At 72.0% G+C, this 17,416-nt stretch carries 14 protein-coding genes and 1 pseudogene; 7 read left to right on the forward strand and 8 right to left on the reverse strand.

Translation table 11 applies throughout. The features are described from left to right. Window positions 1-89: 89 nt before the first annotated feature. From OHS81_RS37440 to ssd, 7 genes and pseudogenes are all read right to left on the reverse strand, one after another. Window positions 90-305: pseudogene (locus OHS81_RS37440) on the reverse strand (Rv3654c family TadE-like protein); the annotation flags it as partial. A 31-nt stretch (window positions 306-336) separates the two neighbouring features. Next, a complete protein-coding gene (locus OHS81_RS16025) occupies window positions 337-795 on the reverse strand; it encodes a TadE family type IV pilus minor pilin (protein WP_443058712.1) in 459 nt (152 codons plus the stop codon). Further along, window positions 782-919: a DUF4244 domain-containing protein gene (locus tag OHS81_RS16030; RefSeq protein WP_381854467.1), complete on the reverse strand. Its 138-nt coding sequence runs from the start codon at window positions 917-919 to the stop codon at window positions 782-784. The genes OHS81_RS16025 and OHS81_RS16030 overlap by 14 nt, the downstream gene beginning before the upstream one ends. Window positions 920-1,223: 304 nt before the next feature. After that, window positions 1,224-2,072, reverse strand: coding sequence for a type II secretion system F family protein (locus OHS81_RS16035; protein WP_328385442.1), 849 nt, complete (start codon window positions 2,070-2,072; stop codon window positions 1,224-1,226). Window positions 2,073-2,085: 13 nt separating this feature from the next. Next, window positions 2,086-3,006, reverse strand: a complete 921-nt coding sequence (locus OHS81_RS16040) for a type II secretion system F family protein (RefSeq protein WP_328385443.1) — start codon at window positions 3,004-3,006, stop codon at window positions 2,086-2,088. Next, window positions 3,003-4,169 carry a TadA family conjugal transfer-associated ATPase gene (locus OHS81_RS16045; RefSeq protein ID WP_328385444.1) on the reverse strand — a complete coding sequence of 389 codons (1,167 nt, stop codon included), beginning with the start codon at window positions 4,167-4,169 and terminating at the stop codon, window positions 3,003-3,005. The genes OHS81_RS16040 and OHS81_RS16045 overlap by 4 nt, the downstream gene beginning before the upstream one ends. Beyond that, window positions 4,166-5,446: a septum site-determining protein Ssd gene (ssd, locus tag OHS81_RS16050; protein ID WP_328385445.1), complete on the reverse strand. Its 1,281-nt coding sequence runs from the start codon at window positions 5,444-5,446 to the stop codon at window positions 4,166-4,168. The genes OHS81_RS16045 and ssd overlap by 4 nt, the downstream gene beginning before the upstream one ends. Window positions 5,447-5,901: 455 nt before the next feature. Between ssd and OHS81_RS16055 the strand changes: the two genes are divergently transcribed. Further along, a complete protein-coding gene (locus tag OHS81_RS16055; protein ID WP_328385446.1) occupies window positions 5,902-6,810 on the forward strand; it encodes an HAD family hydrolase in 909 nt (302 codons plus the stop codon). 366 nt (window positions 6,811-7,176) lie between these two features. Here OHS81_RS16055 and OHS81_RS16060 read toward each other — a convergent pair whose 3' ends face one another. After that, window positions 7,177-8,079: an oxidoreductase gene (locus tag OHS81_RS16060; protein WP_328385447.1), complete on the reverse strand. Its 903-nt coding sequence runs from the start codon at window positions 8,077-8,079 to the stop codon at window positions 7,177-7,179. A gap of 101 nt (window positions 8,080-8,180) precedes the next feature. Between OHS81_RS16060 and OHS81_RS16065 the strand changes: the two genes are divergently transcribed. The 6 genes from OHS81_RS16065 (at window position 8,181) to OHS81_RS16090 (ending at window position 17,303) form a co-directional block, all read left to right on the forward strand. Beyond that, window positions 8,181-9,167, forward strand: a complete 987-nt coding sequence (locus tag OHS81_RS16065) for an ATP-binding protein (protein WP_328385448.1) — start codon at window positions 8,181-8,183, stop codon at window positions 9,165-9,167. 451 nt (window positions 9,168-9,618) lie between these two features. Beyond that, window positions 9,619-11,967 carry a SulP family inorganic anion transporter gene (locus OHS81_RS16070; RefSeq protein ID WP_328385449.1) on the forward strand — a complete coding sequence of 783 codons (2,349 nt, stop codon included), beginning with the start codon at window positions 9,619-9,621 and terminating at the stop codon, window positions 11,965-11,967. Window positions 11,968-12,115: 148 nt separating this feature from the next. Further along, on the forward strand, window positions 12,116-14,083 hold the full coding sequence (acs, locus tag OHS81_RS16075; protein WP_328385450.1) for an acetate--CoA ligase: 1,968 nt from the start codon (window positions 12,116-12,118) through the stop codon (window positions 14,081-14,083). Between the two features lie 429 nt (window positions 14,084-14,512). Beyond that, a complete protein-coding gene (gene nhaA / locus OHS81_RS16080) occupies window positions 14,513-15,865 on the forward strand; it encodes a Na+/H+ antiporter NhaA (protein ID WP_328391197.1) in 1,353 nt (450 codons plus the stop codon). 44 nt (window positions 15,866-15,909) lie between these two features. Next, complete coding sequence (locus tag OHS81_RS16085) at window positions 15,910-16,368, forward strand: phage holin family protein (protein ID WP_311623969.1); 459 nt, start codon at window positions 15,910-15,912, stop codon at window positions 16,366-16,368. Continuing rightward, entirely contained in the window at window positions 16,365-17,303 is a 939-nt protein-coding gene (locus OHS81_RS16090; protein ID WP_328385451.1) for an alpha/beta fold hydrolase, read from the forward strand. The genes OHS81_RS16085 and OHS81_RS16090 overlap by 4 nt, the downstream gene beginning before the upstream one ends. Window positions 17,304-17,416 lie beyond the last annotated feature (113 nt).

Consider the following 17,416-nt stretch of genomic DNA (forward strand, 5'->3'; position numbering starts at 1 on the left):
CGGTCCCGCGCCGGGTCACTGCGCCCCGGCGGGCCGGCCCGGGCCCGTACCCGGGAGGTGAACGGGCTGCGGCCCGCCTCGGCAAAGACATCGGCGACCGGCCCGGCCAGCGCACAGCGCACCAGGCGGGTGTGCTGCGCGGCCGCCACCCGGCGAGCCGCAGCGCAGGCCTCGGCGGGCCCAAGCCGGGCGTGATCCGCGGCGGCCAGCGCCGCCAGGTCCGCGGCGCCACCCGCGCGGTGCCGCGCCGTGACCGCCTGGCCCACTCCGATCAGGGCCACGAAGACCGCGCACAGCGCCGCCACCGCGAAGACCGTCCAGACCGTCGCCGAACCCTCATCGCCGCACCGTCTCCTCCGCAAGAGCCACCGCCTCCCCTCCGACCCGCACGGTGAGTTGCCCCACGCCGGGCAGCTCGGCCTCGACCCGTACGCGCACCAGGTCGCCCTCCCGTGCCAGCGCGACCCGCGCGCCCTTCGGAGCCGCACCCCGTGCCGCCGAGAGCACCGCCGTCCGCGGTTCCGACCGCGCAGCGGCCCGCGCCCCGGCCCGCGCGGCGTCCACACACTCGATGCGGGCGCAGACCGCCATCAGCCCCCAGATGAGCGCGGCCACCACCGCCACCAGCACGGGCAGGACCACGGCGGTCTCCGCCGTCACAAATCCGGCGTCACGAGCTCCGCGCGGGACGCCCCCGGTCGTGGGACCCAGGCCTCGGCGGCCCGGGGCCGTGAGGCGCGGAGCCCGCAGGCACGGGGCCCGGAGGCACGCAAACCGGCTGTCAGAACTGGACATTGATCGCCCGCTCCAGCACCGACTGGAGCAGCGCCTTCACCGGCCCGCTCGTCACCACCTTGTAGAGCACCGCCGCCAAGGCGCAGGCCGCGAGCGTCCCCACGGCGTACTCCGCCGTGGTCATCCCCCGGTCGTCGGCCCCGCGCGCACGCAGCTCCGCCCACCACCGTCGAAAACTTCCACCCCGAAACATTCCATCCCCCTCTGCACAGCCTCTGAATGAATGGCCTTTGATACGTGGCTTCTGATGTGCGACCTCTGATGTGCCGCTTCTGATCTGTGGCCTCTGATGCGTCACTTCTGATGTGCGGCCTCTGACATGGCAGGTGAGACGGTCCCGGCCACCGTTGGTCCGTCCTCGGCCGCCCTTCGACTGCCGCCCTCGTCCCGCTCTTCTCGCCGGGGCTCGAACTCACTTCTCCTGCAGGTCAGTTACGCCCCAGGAGGCCGCCGGCCAGCCCGATCAGCACCGGCGCGACTCCGAGTGCCAGAAACGCCGGCAGGAAGCACGCCGACAGCGGCAGAGTGACCAGCACCCCGGCCCGCCGGGCCCGTGCGGTCGCCGCTCGCGCCTGCTCCGCACGGAGTTCGGCGGCGATCCGGGATGCCGACTCGACGGCCGGCACCCCGGATATCCCGGCGCGCTCCATACAGCGCGCCAGCCCTTCGGCGCCGGAAAGAGCCGCCAGCCGAGGCCATACGACCGCGGGTTCACCGCCCAGGCGCAGTTCCGCCGCCACCTGGCGCAGCCGCTCGGCAACCGGCCCGTCGAGCGACCGGCCCACCGCCTCGGCCGACTCCCGCGGCCCGGCCCCCGCCGCGAGGCAGGCCGCCAGCAGGTCGCCGGCCGGTGCCAGATCCGCTCGTACCTCCGCGTCCGCCGACCGGGCCGCCTCCGCGCCCCGTTGCTGCGCCAGCTTGCGATGCGCCCCATAGCCCACGGCGAGTCCGGCCAGGACGCCCGTGACGCCACCGATGAGAATGACCATGAATGCCGCCGCTCCGAGAGGCCCGGCCCACTCCTTCAGCAGGCCGTTTCGTGGGGTGCCGTCCTCCGTGCTCGACATTCGGCTGCGGCGCCGGAGCCGGAGCCGGGCGAACTGCTTGTGCGGGGCGCCGGGCCCGCCGTACCGGCCGGGCCCGGTGGCCCACATCTCCGATACCCGCCTCCGTACGGCACGCCCCCGGCGCGCCTCCCACACCAGGGCCACGGCGCACAGCGCCGCCGCCATGACGGCAACCGTCATCCCCACCCTGTGGACAACTTCCGCGCTCACTCCGATCCCCTCCCTACGCGTCTTCCGCGGCAGCGACGATCCGGACCGTCCAGGCCACTCCGCACCACTCCAGGAGCCCGCCGACCGCCAGGCAGCCCCACCCGGCCGGGGTGTGCAGCAGCACCCGCAGCGGGTCGGCGCCGAGTGCGCTGCCCATCAGGAGCCCGCCCGCCGGCAGCAGCGCGAGCATCAGTGCGGTCGCCCGCGGGCCCGCCAACTGCGCCCGTAGTTCGTCGCGTTGATCCCTCCGGGCTCTGAGCCCTGCCGCGATCCGCTCCAGGCCCGAGGCCAGTCCTGCGCCGCCCTCCACCGCCACCTGCCAGCACGCGGCCATACCGGTCAGTCCCGCGGCCCCCGGCAGCCGGGCCGCCGCCCGCAGCTCCCGGGGCACGTCCCCGCCGTATCGCGCGGCCGCCATCACCGCCGATCCGGCCGCGCCGAGCCCCGGGGCCCCCGCGGCGAGCAGGGCCTGGGCGGGCTGCCGTCCGGCCCGTAGCTCGCCCGCCACCGCCGCACACAGGGCGATCACCGCGGCAGAGCGCCCGTCCCGTGCATGCGCCGCTCCGCGGGCGGCAAGCCACCGGCGGACAAGGAAGAAGGCGACCACAGAAGCGAGTACCGGGAGTACGGATCTGCCCATCACTGCCGGCACCAGCCCCACCGGCAGGCACCAGATCTCCCGCCCGCAGTCCCCCCAGCGCCCGAAGCTCCAGCGCCGCCCCGCTTCCCCCTCGACCATCCGCCCCGCGCACCACTTCCGCACCCCCTCGCCCCGCAACCAGGCCCGCCACCCCACTTCCGGAGCCACCTCTCCGACGCCCCCGAACAGCGCCCGGGCCCGCTGCCGTACGTCGTCCCGGCGGCCGCTGACCAGCCGGCCCGCGCCCACCGCGCAGAGCACCGCGGCCCCCAGCGTCATACCGACCGTGCTCATCGGGCTCCGCCCTCGCTCCGCTCACACAGCCGCAGCAACCGCCCCCAGCCCCGCGCCTCCTGGAAGCCGTCGGGGCCCCAGACGGCGGCCGGCACGGTCACCACAAATCCGTCGCGGTCCCGCTCCAGGACATGGAGCTCGGCGATCCGGCGGCGGCCGGCCCGGTCGCGCACCAGATGCAGGACGACGGAGAGTGCGGCCGCCAGCTGGCTGTGCAGCGCGGCGCGATCGAGGCCGGCTGTCGAACCAAGGGCCTCCAGGCGTGCGGGGACGTCGCATGCCGCATTGGCATGGACCGTGCCGCAGCCGCCCTCGTGGCCCGTATTGAGCGCCGCCAGCAGGTCCGTGACCTCGGCGCCGCGCACCTCCCCGACCACCAGCCGGTCCGGACGCATCCGCAGCGCCTGCCGTACGAGGTCGCGCAGCGTCACCCGCCCGACGCCTTCCTGATTGGCCGGCCGGCTCTCCAGCCGCACCACATGGGGGTGATCCGGCCGCAGCTCCGCCGAGTCCTCGGCCAGGACGATCCGCTCGGCCGGGCCGACCAGCCCGAGCAACGTGCTGAGCAACGTGGTCTTTCCGGAGCCCGTACCGCCGCTGATGAGAAAAGACAGCCGGGCCGCCAGCACCGCCGCGAGCAGCCGGTCGCCGCCCGGCGGAACCGTGCCGGCCGCCACCAGTTCCGCGAGGGAGAAGGCCCGCGGCCGCAGCACCCGTAACGACAGACAGGTCCCGGCGACCGCCACCGGGGGCAGCACCGCATGCAGCCGGGTGCCGTCCGGCAGCCGGGCGTCCACCCATGGCCGGGCATCGTCCAGCCGCCGCCCGGCCACCGCCGCCAGCCGCTGGGCGAGCCTGCGCACCTCTGCCGCGTCCCGGAAACGGACGCCGGTACGCTCCAGCCCACTGCCGCGGTCCACCCATACCTCGTCCGGCGCGGTGACCAGGACGTCCGTGACATCGGGCGCGGCCAGCAGGGGTTCCAGCGGCCCGCTGCCCACCATTTCGGACCGCAACGCGGCCACCACGCCCAGCACTTCGGCATCCCCCAGGAGCCGCCCCTGCTCGCGCAGCGCCACCGCCACCCGGGCGGGCGTGGGCTCCGCCCCGGCCTCGGCAAGCCGTCTGCGCACCACTTCCAGCAAATCCTGGCCCTGGCTCATGACCATCCCCCGTCCCGGCCGGCTGCACGGGACCCCATGAGTCCGGCCACCGGCGACGACACCGCACCGGCCCTCGATCCCGCCCCGGGCCCCTGACCACCACCCGGCTCCGGCCCCGGACCGCTGCCGGGCCGGACACCCGGCGGCTCGGCAGGTCCCGCGCCGCCGCCTTCGCTCCCGCTCTCCGCCACGCGCCCCCAGAACCCCGCGCAGAATCGCGCCAGCGGTCCGCGCACCTGCGCCCCCGGTGGCACGCCACGCGCCAGATCCGCCACCAGGCTTGCCTCCCAGGGCACTTCACCGGCGAGTGGCAGCTCCACGAGACGGGCGATCTCGTCCGGCGGCAGTCCGTGCCCATGGCGTCCGGGAGTCCCGCGCGCCACCACCCGCAGATCGCCGAGGACCTTCTGCACCCCCGGCACCACCCGTTGGGCCGCCGCTGCCGCGCGCAGTTCCGTAGGGATGAGCAACAGGCCCATGTCCACCTGCCCGAGGGCTTCCGCGGCCGCCTCGTCGACCCTGCGCGGCAGGTCCACCACCACGACGCCGCCCCGCCGCCGGGCCGCTGCCATGACCGCGCGCATGGCAGCGGGCGGGATGGTGACATCGGCTCCCCGGTCCCAGCTGAGGACCCGCAAGGCGTGCAGCCGAGGCAGCGACTCCGCCAGCGCGCCGCAGGCCACCCGGCCGCGCGATTCGGCGAAGGCGGGCCAGCGCAGGCCCTTCTCCTTCTCCCCGCCCAGCAGGACGTCCAGCCCGCCGCCCAGGGGATCTCCGTCGACGAGCAGGGTGCGCCGCCCCGTCCGGGCCGCGGTGACGGCCAGCGCGCCGGCCAGAGTGCTGGCTCCGGCGCCCCCGCAGCCGCCGATGACTCCGACCGTCAGGGCCGGGGGCCCGACGCCTTCGACCGCGTCGGCGATCCGGTCGGCCAGCCAGCGCTCACCGTCGGGGAGAGCGAGGACACGCTCGGCCCCGAGGGCGACAGCTTCGCGCCAGAGTTCCGGGTCGTCCGCATCGCCGCCCGTGAGGATGACCCCCGCGCGCCGTGCGCAGCCGAGCAGCCGGGGCGCGCAGTCACCGCCGACGATCACCAGGGGCGGCGCTTCCCAGTCCGCTTTGCGGGCCGGGAGGCCATGCGCCACTTCGGGCAGCGCACCGGCCGCGGCACACAACCGCAGAAGATCGTCGAGGAGTCTTTCGTCCTCGGTGATGATCAACGGTCCGCCCCGCTCTTCGCCGGCCCGGACCGATGCTTTCGATGGCGTGGTTTCGGCCACGTTCCGTCCCCCTGTCGCTACGCAGCTCGCACATCCGCGAACTCGCGACTTTTACGATGCAGCGATCGGGAAAATCTTGTGGATCTTGAGCCGAAATTGTGGACAACTCCAGGGCTGTGAATATCCCCGTCACCTATTCCAGCGACGAACGGCTACTTCCGGGACTCACGGGACTCTCCTCGGAGCAGCGCGCCGACTACGGTGTGTAATGGGATGCTTGCATCGAGGGTGCCAACGGCCCGCAGGCAAGGGCTGGAGCGGATCGGCGTCCGGCCGCGGAAAATGCGTCCGGACATGCGACGACCCCCGCCGGGGGGGAGAGCGGGGGTCGTCCCCACGGCCGACTCGGGGGGGGAGGAGCCGGACCGGGTTAGCACGGTCGCGAACGATCCGTGACTTCCATGGTGTACCCGAGAGCCTTCTCAGGCAAACCCACGCGCCGCACCTTACGCCGAATGGTGGGCGCCTATGCTCGCCCCGTGGAAAACCACTCCGTGCCTCACTCGACTCCCCGTACTGCCGCGTTCTTCGACTTGGACAAGACCGTCATTGCAAAGTCGAGCACGCTGACCTTCAGCAAGTCCTTCTACCAAGGCGGCCTGATCAATCGGCGGGCCGTACTGCGCACTGCGTACGCCCAGTTCGTGTTCCTGGCGGGCGGCGCCGACCACGATCAGATGGAGCGTATGCGGGAATACCTCTCCTCACTGTGCCGCGGCTGGGACGTCGCGCAGGTGCGGGAGATCGTCGCCGAGACGCTGCACGATCTGATCGACCCCATCATTTACGACGAGGCGGCCTCGCTCATCGAGGAACATCACGCCGCCGGACGGGATGTCGTGATCGTCTCCACTTCCGGCGCCGAGGTCGTCGAACCGATCGGTGAACTCCTGGGCGCGGACCGGGTGGTGGCCACCCGTATGGTCGTCGGCGAGGACGGCCGCTTCACCGGTGAGGTGGAGTATTACGCCTACGGCCCGACCAAGGAGGAGGCCGTCCGGGAACTCGCCGCATCCGAGGGCTACGACCTTGAACGCTGCTATGCGTACAGCGATTCGGCGACCGATGTGCCGATGCTCTCGGCGGTCGGTCATCCGTACGCGGTCAATCCGGACCGGGCACTGCGCCGTGAGGCGATCGCGCGCGGTTGGCCGGTTCTCTCCTTCCATCGCCCGGTCCCGCTCAAGCAGCGGCTCCCGGCGCTGACGATGCCCTCCCGGCCGGTGCTCGCCGCCATGGCGGCGGTGGGTGCGGCCATGGCCACCGCGACGCTCGTCTGGTACACGAGCCGGCGGAAATCCACAAAGCCGCGGCTCGGCCTTATCGGCCGGACCGGCCGCACCGCCCGCAATGCCCGCGTTTGAAGCCAAACGTAAAGATCTGCAGGTGGGGGTTCCGCTTGTCCGGCCCGAGTAGTACAAAGGACTTAACGGCCCGCGAGACCAAGGACATCCGAGAGGAACACCTTTAACGCAGGAAGTGGCCCACGGACCGATGCATGAATGCCGAGCACCCACGCGACGCCGACCCGTCGATTACGGGCCAGCCGCACCAGGTAACCGGACGAAGATTCCGACCTGATGGGCATATATGTGAGCACGCATGGTAACTAGGCGGACATGCCAGCGGCGGTACCACCCATTGGTACCGCCGCAACCCTGTTCGGGGGCGAATGAAGCAATGCTTCCGGAATTGTTGAACACCACCCGAAGCTTTCGCCCCGGCTCCCCTTATGCCGCGCCGCGCTGCAGGGCCTCACAGACTGCGGTGCTCTCCCGTACGCCCAGTTCCACCGCGCGTCCGCAGTGTGCGATCCATGCCGCGACACCCTCCGGGGTACCGGACACATAGCCGTCCAGGGCCGCGACATAGGCCGCGCGCCCCAGTTCGGCGTGCCCGACCTCGGCAGGGCAGATCGACTTCGGGTCCAGCCCGCTGCCGATCAGCACGATCCGCTCCGCGGCCCGCGCGACCAGCCCGTTACAGGTGGCGAACGGCCGCAGGGCGAGCAGTTCGCCGTGTACCACCGCCGCGGTCACCAGGGCCGGGGCCTCGGTGCCGGCGAGCAGCAGCCGCGACAGCCCGTCCAGCCGCCCGGCGACCTCGTCGGCATCCGGCAGCGGCAGCTCGATGAGCGGTTCGTCCACCGGCTCGGCGGCCAGCCGGGGCCGCCCCACCGTCTCGTCCGCCGTCCCGCCCGGCTCTCGCGCCCCGTCGGCCCCGTCGGAGATCCGCCCGCCTCCTGATGCCGCCACCAGATGGAGCCGCGCCAGCACCCGCAGCGGCGACTGCCGCCACACGCTGAGCAGCTGTCCGGACTCGGCCGTCAGCCGCAGGGCCGCGCCGACCGTCCGCGGTTCGCCCTCGACCCCGAAGTCGGTGCGGCGCCGCACCTCTTCGAGCGCCCAGTCGGCCCCCGAGAGGGCCGCGGAACCGCGCGCTCCGCGCAGCGCCGCCTCGGATGTCACCTCATTGCTGCGGCGTCGCATGATCCGGTGCCCGTATACCCGGTCGACGCCCTTGCGCACGGAGTCCACGGAGTCGGCGACCCCCGGGAGCGAGGCCAGGGTCGCGAGCGGGTCGTCGCTCGCCTTCGGGGGTGCGGGGGACGTCCCCCGGGTGTTTCCAGCCATGGGTACGACCCTACGCACCACCGGGCCCGACCCCTCGAAGGAGTGGTCTTCCTCACGCAGATCTCTCACTCAGAGCGATATCGCACTTACCCTTGGTGAACATGAAGATCGCTTTCGTAGGCAAGGGCGGCAGCGGCAAAACCACCCTGTCCTCCCTGTTCATCCGGCATCTCGCCGCGGCCCGGCTCCCCGTGATCGCCGTGGACGCGGACATCAACCAGCATCTGGGCGCCGCCCTCGGCCTCGACGAAACGGAGGGCGCGGCGCTTCCCGCGATGGGCGCCCATCTCCCGTTGATCAAGGACTACTTGCGCGGCAGCAACCCGCGGATCCCGTCCGCCGAATCAATGATCAAGACCACCCCGCCCGGCGAGGGGTCACGGCTGCTGCGGGTCGGCGAGGACAACCCCGTTTACCAGGCCTGCGCCACGACGGTGCAGCTCGACGACTCCGCCGTGCGGCTGATGGCGACCGGGCCGTTCACCGAGTCCGACCTGGGCGTGGCCTGCTACCACTCCAAGGTCGGCGCGGTGGAGCTGTGCCTGAACCACCTCGTGGACGGCCGTGAGGAGTATGTCGTCGTCGACATGACGGCCGGCTCCGACTCCTTCGCGTCCGGGATGTTCACCCGCTTCGACATGACCTTCCTGGTCGCCGAGCCGACCCGTAAGGGCATCGCCGTCTACCGCCAGTACAAGGAGTACGCACGGGACTTCGGCGTCCCCCTGAAGGTGGTGGGCAACAAGGTGCAGGGCCCCGAGGACCTGGCGTTCCTGCGTGACGAGGTGGGCGACGACCTGCTGGTGACCGTCGGCCACTCCGACTGGGTGCGCGCCATGGAGAAGGGCCGCCCGGCCGCCTTCAGCCGCCTGGAGGAGGGCAACCGCCACGCCCTGCAGACCCTGCACCGCACGGCTGACGCCGCTTACGGGCGCCGTGACTGGGAGCGCTACACACGCCAGATGGTGCACTTCCATCTGAAGAACGCGGAGAGCTGGGGCAATGCGAAGACCGGCGTCGACCTCGCGGCCCAGGTCGACCCGTCCTTCGTGCTCTTCGAGGGAGCAGCCGCCCCACAGCCCGCCTGATCTGCAGACGGGTGCCGGCGGGCGCGGCCGGCCCGGCCGGCTGCCCGCCGGCCGGGAGGGGGCCGGGGTGGAGGGCGCCGGGAGGGGAGGTGCCGGTGGGGACGACTCTTTTCCCGCTCCCGGCGCCGGGGCGCACCTTCCCGGCGCCGGGGCGCACCTTCCGAGTGATGCACCGAAATAACTGCGCACCCGCTCCATGCGCGAAGAAGACGGCAGGGAAAGGGCAAGCCAAAAACCATCGAATTCACCCGATAGGGGGGAGGGTGACGGCATATGCCGGTAAAAGCTTCTCCTTTCCTTTACCTGTCATTACGGTTCATTTACCGATGCTTGAGAGTCACCGGACCATCGCCCCACGGCGATAACCGCCGGTCGGCTCACGTCCCGCCGCAGTACACCGCCGCCCCACGATCGCGCCCCGCGCGACCGCGTCGCCCCGGAGGAGACGGGAATGCCGCAGATCGAGAAGTCATCGCCACAGCCGCCGCGCACCTCGCACCCCACCAAAATCCCCACCGAGATCCCTCCCGAGCTCCCTACGTCCCCCGGGGCAGGCCCTCGCACCAAGAAGGCCCGCCGGGCCGCTTTCCGAGGGGACCTCTCCGCCTCGGCCGTCGTCTTCCTGCTCGCCGTCCCGCTGTCGCTGGGCATCGCCCTGGCCACGGGCGCCCCGCTCCAGGCCGGACTGGTCGCCGCGGTCGTCGGCGGCATCGTCGCCGGCCTGCTGGGCGGCGCCCCGCTCCAGGTGAGCGGCGCGGCAACCGGCCTCCTGGTGGTCACCGCCGACCTGGTCCAGCGCTACGGCTGGCGCGCCACCTGCGCCATCACGGTCCTGGCCGGCCTCGCCCAACTCGCCCTGGGCGCACTGCACGTGGCGCGGGTGACGCTGGCCGTCAGCCCGGCGATCGTGCACGGCATGCTGGCCGGCATCGGGGTCACCATCGCCCTCGGGCAGCTCCATGTGGTGCTCGGCGGCAGCCCCGACGGCTCGGCGCTCGACAACGCGACCGCGCTGCCGGGCCAGTTGGCGCATCCGCACGCCACCGCGCTGCTGATCGGCGCCGCCACCGTCGCCGTCCTCATCGGCTGGGGACGGCTGCCGGGCCGCGCCGGACGGTGGGCGCGAGTACTCCCCGCCCCCTTGGCCGCCGTGCTCGCCGCGACGGCCGTCAGCGCGGGGGCGACAGTATCGCGCGTGGAACTGCCGTCCTGGCGGCTGCCCGAGCAGCCCGCGCTGCCGGACGCGTCCCTTCCGGCCCTCGCCGCCGCGGTGCTGACCGTCACCCTCGTCGCCAGTATGGAGTCGCTGCTGTCGGCGGTGGCCGTGGACCGGCTGGCGGCCGAGCGGCCGGGCGCTCCGACGGGGCGGACGCGGCTCAACCGCGAGCTGGCGGGACAGGGCGTGGCCAATGCCGTCTCCGGGCTGCTGGGCGGGCTGCCGGTCTCCGGAGGTGCGATGCGCGGCTCGGCCAATGTGCGGGCCGGCGCGGCCACCCGTCGCGCCACCGTGCTGCACGGCGTATGGGTGCTGGTGTGCGCGGGCCTGCTGGCCGGGGCACTGGAGATGATCCCGTTGGCCGCGCTCGCCGCGCTGGTCATGGTCGTCGGCGTGCGGATGGTGAGCTTTGCGCACATCCGGCACGTCCAGCGGCACCGCGAATTCCCGGTGTACGCCGCCACGCTGGGCGGCGTCGTGCTCCTCGGCGTGCTTCAGGGCGTGGTGACGGGCATCGCGGTCGCGCTCTTCCTGGCACTGCGGCGGCTGACGCACACCCGTGTCACCGTGACGGAGGAGGCCGACGGCTACCGGGTACGCGTCAGCGGGCAGTTGACGTTCCTGGCGGTGCCACGGCTGACCCGGGCGCTGGGGCAGGTGCCTGCGCACACCGATGTCGTCGTCGAGCTGGGCGGCTCGTTCATGGACCATGCCGCCTACGAGGCGCTGCAGTCCTGGTCCGGCGCCCATCGGGCGCACGGCGGCTGGGTGACCCTCGGCGGCCGCTCGGGCCGGCCGATCGCCGAGCCGGCCCGAGCGCACTCCTGCCGCCCGTGGACGCCGTGGCGCAACCATCACTGCACCCGGCCCGCCGCGGACCCGGCAGCGGCTCCGGAGAGCAGCGGCAGCCAACTGCTGGGCGGGGTCAGCGCGTTCCAGCGCCATACGGCTCCGCTCGTGCGCGAGGAGCTGGCCCGGCTGGCGCGCGAGGGCCAGCGGCCCCGTCAGCTGTTTCTGACCTGTGCGGACTCCCGGCTGGTCACGAGCATGATCACATCGAGCGGGCCGGGTGATCTGTTCACCGTGCGCAATGTGGGCAACCTGATGCCGCCGCCCGGATCGGATGCTTCCTGCGACTCCGTGGGGGCGGCGATCGAGTACGCCGTCGAGGTGCTGCGGGTCGGCTCGATCACGGTGTGCGGCCATTCGGGGTGCGGTGCCATGGGGGCACTGCTGGGCGCCGCCGCACCGGAAGAGGCCGAGCCGACCTCGCTCACCCGCTGGCTGCGGCACGGCCGGCCGAGCCTGGCCCGTATGGAGCGCATCGGACGGCTGGGGCGGGGCGAAGTGTCGCTGAGCGGACGGCCGGTGAGCGACGACCACGAGCGACTGGCGCTCGTCAACGTCATGCAGCAGCTCGACCACCTCAGGGAGCACGCCTGTGTGGCCCGCCGGGTGGCCGAGGGCACGCTCACGTTGCACGGCATGTATTTCCATGTCGGCGAGGCCCAGACCTACGTGCTCGACGAGGCGACCGGGCGGTTCTGCCCGGTCCACGGCGAACCGGCACCGGTAACGGTCTGACCTGCGCGGCGGCCTCACAACACCCTTGGCACAGCGCCGAACCGACAGGTCTACACCAATAGTTGTCCACAGCCCTTGTCAGAGCCAGGCGCGGGCTGATGAGCTATGACCTGGGGACACATCGGAAGCCCTGGGAATGGGAGAAGTTGTGAGCAACGAAAGCCTGGCCAACCTGCTCAAGGAGGAGCGGCGGTTCGCGCCGCCCGCCGATCTGGCCGCGAACGCCAACGTCACGGCCGCCGCGTACGAACAGGCCGCGGCGGACCGGCTGGGCTTCTGGGCCGAGCAGGCCAAACGCCTGTCCTGGGAGACCGCTCCCACCCAGACCCTCGACTGGTCCAACGCGCCCTTCGCGAAGTGGTTCGCCGACGGCAAGCTCAACGTCGCGTACAACTGCGTGGACCGTCATGTGGAGAACGGCCTGGGCGACCGGGTCGCCCTCCACTTCGAGGGCGAGCCGGGTGACACCCGCGCGATCACCTACGCCGAGCTGCAGCGCGAGGTCTCCAAGGCCGCCAACGCACTGACCGAGCTGGGCGTGCGCAGCGGCGACCGGGTCGCCGTCTACATGCCGATGATCCCGGAAGCGGTCATCGCCATGCTGGCCTGCGCGCGCCTGGGCGCCCCGCACTCCGTCGTCTTCGGCGGCTTCTCCGCGGACGCGCTGGCCACCCGCATCAACGACGCGGACGCCCGGGTGGTGATCACCGCCGACGGCGGCTACCGCCGCGGCAAGCCCTCCGCCCTCAAGCCCGCCGTCGACGAGGCACTGACCAGGCCCGGCACGGAGAACGTCCGCAGCGTCCTGGTCGTCCGCCGCACCGGCCAGGAGGACGTCGCCTGGCACGAGGGCCGGGACGTGTGGTGGCACGAGATCGTCGAGCGGCAGAGTGACCAGCACACGCCCGAGGCCTTCGACGCCGAGCACCCGCTCTTCATCCTCTACACCTCCGGCACGACGGGTAAGCCCAAGGGCATCCTGCACACCACCGGCGGCTACCTCACCCAGGTCTCGTACACCCACCACGCGGTCTTCGACCTCAAGCCGGAGACCGACGTCTTCTGGTGCACCGCCGACGTCGGCTGGGTGACCGGCCACTCGTACATCACCTACGGCCCGCTCTCCAACGGCGCGACCCAGGTGCTCTACGAAGGCACGCCGGACACCCCGCACCAGGGCCGCTGGTGGGAGATCGTGCAGAAGTACGGCGTGACGATCCTCTACACCGCGCCGACCGCGATCCGCGCCTGTATGAAGTGGGGCGACGACATCCCGGCGAAGTTCGATCTGTCGTCGCTGCGGGTCCTCGGGTCGGTGGGCGAACCGATCAACCCCGAGGCCTGGATGTGGTACCGCAAGCACATCGGGGCCGACGCGACGCCGATCGTCGACACCTGGTGGCAGACCGAGACCGGCGCGATGATGCTCAGCCCGCTGCCGGGCGTCACGGCCACCAAGCCCGGCTCGGCCCAGGTGGCGCTGCCCGGTATCGCCGCGACCGTCGTGGACGACGAGGCCCGCGAGGTCCCCGACGGCGCGGGCGGCTACCTCGTGCTGACCGAGCCCTGGCCGTCCATGCTCCGCACGATCTGGGGCGACGACCAGCGCTATCTCGACACGTACTGGTCGCGCTTCGAGGGCAAGTACTTCGCCGGCGACGGCGCCAAGAAGGACGACGACGGCGACATCTGGCTGCTCGGCCGGGTGGACGACGTGATGCTGGTGTCCGGCCACAACATCTCCACGACCGAGGTCGAGTCGGCGCTGGTCTCGCACCCGAAGGTGGCCGAGGCCGCGGTCGTCGGCGCCGCCGACCCGCAGACCACCCAGGCCATCTGCGCCTTTGTCATCCTGCGCGGCGGCGCCACCGCCGAGGACGAGGGCCTGGTCGATGAGCTGCGCGCCCATGTCGCCCAGCAGCTCGGCCCGATCGCCAAGCCCCGGCGGATCCTGCCGGTCGCGGAGCTGCCCAAGACCCGCTCCGGCAAGATCATGCGGAGGCTGCTGCGTGATGTGGCCGAGAACCGTGACCTCGGCGATGTCACGACCCTCACCGATTCCTCGGTCATGGACCTGATCCAGGCGAAGCTGCCGAGCGCGGCCTCCGAGGACTGAGCGGGACGGATGGAGGAGAAGGGGCACCCGGCCGCGCGGTCGGGTGCCCCTCCGTCGTCTGCGGCAGTCCGGCCTCTGCGGCACTCCGGCTTCCCCGGCGATCCGCGGCCTCCGCCGGCCAGCCCGGCCTCCCCGGCACTCCCGTCACCTCCGGCGGCCCGGCCTCCGGTCCGCCCGACCCGGAGGCCGGGCCCGGCATTCAGGCCCGTTCCAGCGGCTCGGGGCCCGAATTGCCCGTAAAGTGAGGCCACCGTGTAGCCGCTCCCCCCACCCCGGTACAGTGGGAACCGCGTCAATGACGCGTCAAGAAACTCAGGGTGCGCCGGGAAGTCTGGTCGGCAACTGCAACAGCCGTACGCAGCTACCGAGAGGCCCGGAGGTCACCGCGTGAGCACCCCCACCCACCGCCGCTCCCCCTTCCTGGGGCGGATGCCGCTGCCCGAGCGGAACTTCGTCGCGGACGCGCTGCGCGCCGAAACCGTCGGCGGCGTCCTTCTGCTCGCCGCCGCCGTAGCGGCCCTGATCTGGGCAAACACCCTTGGCGGGAGCTACGAAGCGGTCCGCGGCTTCCACCTGGGACCGGCCACGCTGGGCCTGGACCTGTCCGTTCAGCACTGGGCCGCCAACGGACTGCTCGCGGTCTTCTTCTTCGTCGCCGGCATCGAGCTCAAGCGTGAACTGGTGGCCGGCGAACTGCGCGACCCGAAGGCCGCCGCACTGCCCGTGATCGCCGCGCTCTGCGGCATGGCGGTGCCGGCGGTGGTCTACTTCGCCGTCAACAGCATCGGCGGCGGCTCACTGCAGGGCTGGGCGGTCCCCACCGCCACCGATATCGCCTTCGCCCTCGCCGTACTCGCCGTCATCGGCACCTCCCTGCCCGCCGCGCTGCGCGCCTTCCTGCTCACCCTCGCCGTCGTCGACGACCTCTTCGCCATCCTGATCATCGCGGTCTTCTTCACCTCGACGATCGATTTCCTGGCGCTCGGCCTGGCTGTCGCCGGTCTGGTGCTCTTCTACGTGCTGCTGCGCAGGGGTGTCCGGGGCTGGTACGTCTACGTCCCGCTCGCCCTGGTCATCTGGGCCCTGATGGAGAACAGCGGGGTGCACGCCACGATCGCCGGCGTCACCATGGGCCTGATGCTGCGCTGCACCCGGCGCGACGGCGAGACACAGTCCCCGGGCGAGCACATCGAGCATCTGGTCCGCCCGCTCTCGGCCGGCCTCGCCGTGCCGCTGTTCGCCCTCTTCTCCGCGGGCGTCTCCATATCCGGCGGCGCGGTCCACGACGTCTTCACCCGGCCGGAGACGCTGGGCGTCGTGCTCGGCCTGGTGGTGGGCAAGACGCTCGGCATATTCGGCGGCACCTGGCTCACCGCCCGCTTCACCAAGGCCACGCTCAACCCCGACCTCAAGTGGCCGGATGTCTTCGCCGTCGCCTCCCTGGCCGGTATCGGCTTCACCGTCTCGCTGCTCATCGGCGAACTCGCCTTCTCCGGGAACCCGGTACTGACCGACGAGATCAAGGCATCGGTGCTGACCGGCTCGCTGCTGGCGGCCGTTTTCGCCGGCATCCTCCTCAAGCTCCGTAACACCAAGTACAAGAAACTGTGCGAGGAAGAGGAGCGGGACGAGGACCAGGACGGCATCCCCGACATCTACGAACGCGACAACCCGGAGTACCACCTGCGGATGGCGGCAATCCACGAAGCCAAGGCCGCGGAACACCGGCGGCTTGCCGAAGTGGCCGCCGGCAGGCATGCCGGGGACGATGGTCCGGCATGATCTGAGAGGCTTTGCATCCGGGTGAAGAAAAGAGGGAGACGGCGATGAGCGCAGCCGACGACGGCACGGACCGCAGCCTCGGACAGCTGGTGGCCACGGCCACGGCCGAGATGTCCGCGCTGGTGCACGACGAGATCGCGCTGGCCAAGGCGGAGTTCCGGCAGGACGCCAAGCGGGCGGGCATCGGCAGTGCCGCGTTCATGGTCGCGGGCGCGCTGGCACTGTTCGCGCTGCCGGTACTGAGCTTCGCCGCGGCCTACGGCATCCACAACCTCGGACTCGGGCTCGCCTGGTCCTTCCTGATCGTCGGCGGCGCCTTCCTGGTCCTCGCCGGCCTGCTGGCCCTCATCGCGATGGCCAAGATGAAGAAGATCAAGAAGCCGGAGAGGTCCATCAGCTCGGCCAAGGAGACCGCGGCCGTGCTCCAGAAAGCCAAGCCGCACCCGCGCCTGGCCCCGGTGGAACACCCGGCGCTGGAGTCTGTGACACGCTCATCGGTATGACAGCCCCTGACAGCACCGCCTCGGTCGTACGGCTCGGCATCCCCGGCGGGAAAGAGGTGTCGCACCGCGACGTCGCGGCCAACGGCGCCCGCTTCCACATCGCGGAGCTGGGCGAGGGCCCGCTGGTGCTGCTGCTGCACGGCTTTCCGCAGTTCTGGTGGACCTGGCGGCACCAGCTCACGGCCCTGGCCGACGCGGGCTTCCGCGCGGTGGCGATGGACCTGCGGGGCGTCGGCGGCAGCGACCGCACCCCCCGCGGCTACGACCCGGCGAATCTCGCGCTGGACGTCACGGGCGTCATACGGTCCCTGGGCGAGCCGGACGCCGCGCTCGTCGGGCACGACTTGGGCGGCTATCTGGCCTGGACGGCGGCGGTGATGCGGCCCAAGCTGGTGCGCCGGCTGGCCGTGTCCTCGATGCCGCACCCGCGGCGCTGGCGCTCGGCGATGCTCGCCGACGTCCGGCAGAGCGCCCGGAGTTCGCACATCTGGAACTTCCAGCGGCCCTGGCTGCCCGAACGCGCACTGACGGCGGACGGTGCGGCGCTGGTGGGCCGGATGATCCGTGACTGGTCCGGGCCCCGGCAGCCGGAGGACGAGGCGGTCGCGGTCTACCAGCGGGCGATGAGCATCCCGTCGACGGCGCACTGCTCGATCGAGCCGTACCGCTGGATGGTGCGGTCGATGGCGCGCCCCGACGGACTCCAGTTCAACCGCCGGATGAAGATGCCCGTACGGGTCCCCACACTGCATCTGCACGGCTCGCTCGACCCGGTGATGCGCACCCGCAGCGCGGCCGGCTCGGGCCAGTACGTCGAGGCACCGTACCGCTGGCGGCTGTTCGACGGCCTGGGCCACTTCCCGCACGAGGAGGACCCGGTGGCGTTCTCCACGGAGCTGATCAACTGGCTCAAGGACCCGGAACCGGATCGCTGAGCGGCCGCGCGCGGCAGCGGACCGGCGGCAACAGCGGCCCCGGGACCGACCGTTGAGGGCCGTGCCCACCTGCCGTGCGTACCGACCGTGGCGCCTGCCGTGCGCGCGGCTCC

Origin of the sequence: Streptomyces sp. NBC_00400, from assembly GCF_036048035.1 — a bacterium.
In the GTDB taxonomy this organism is placed as follows: Bacteria; Actinomycetota; Actinomycetes; order Streptomycetales; family Streptomycetaceae; genus Streptomyces.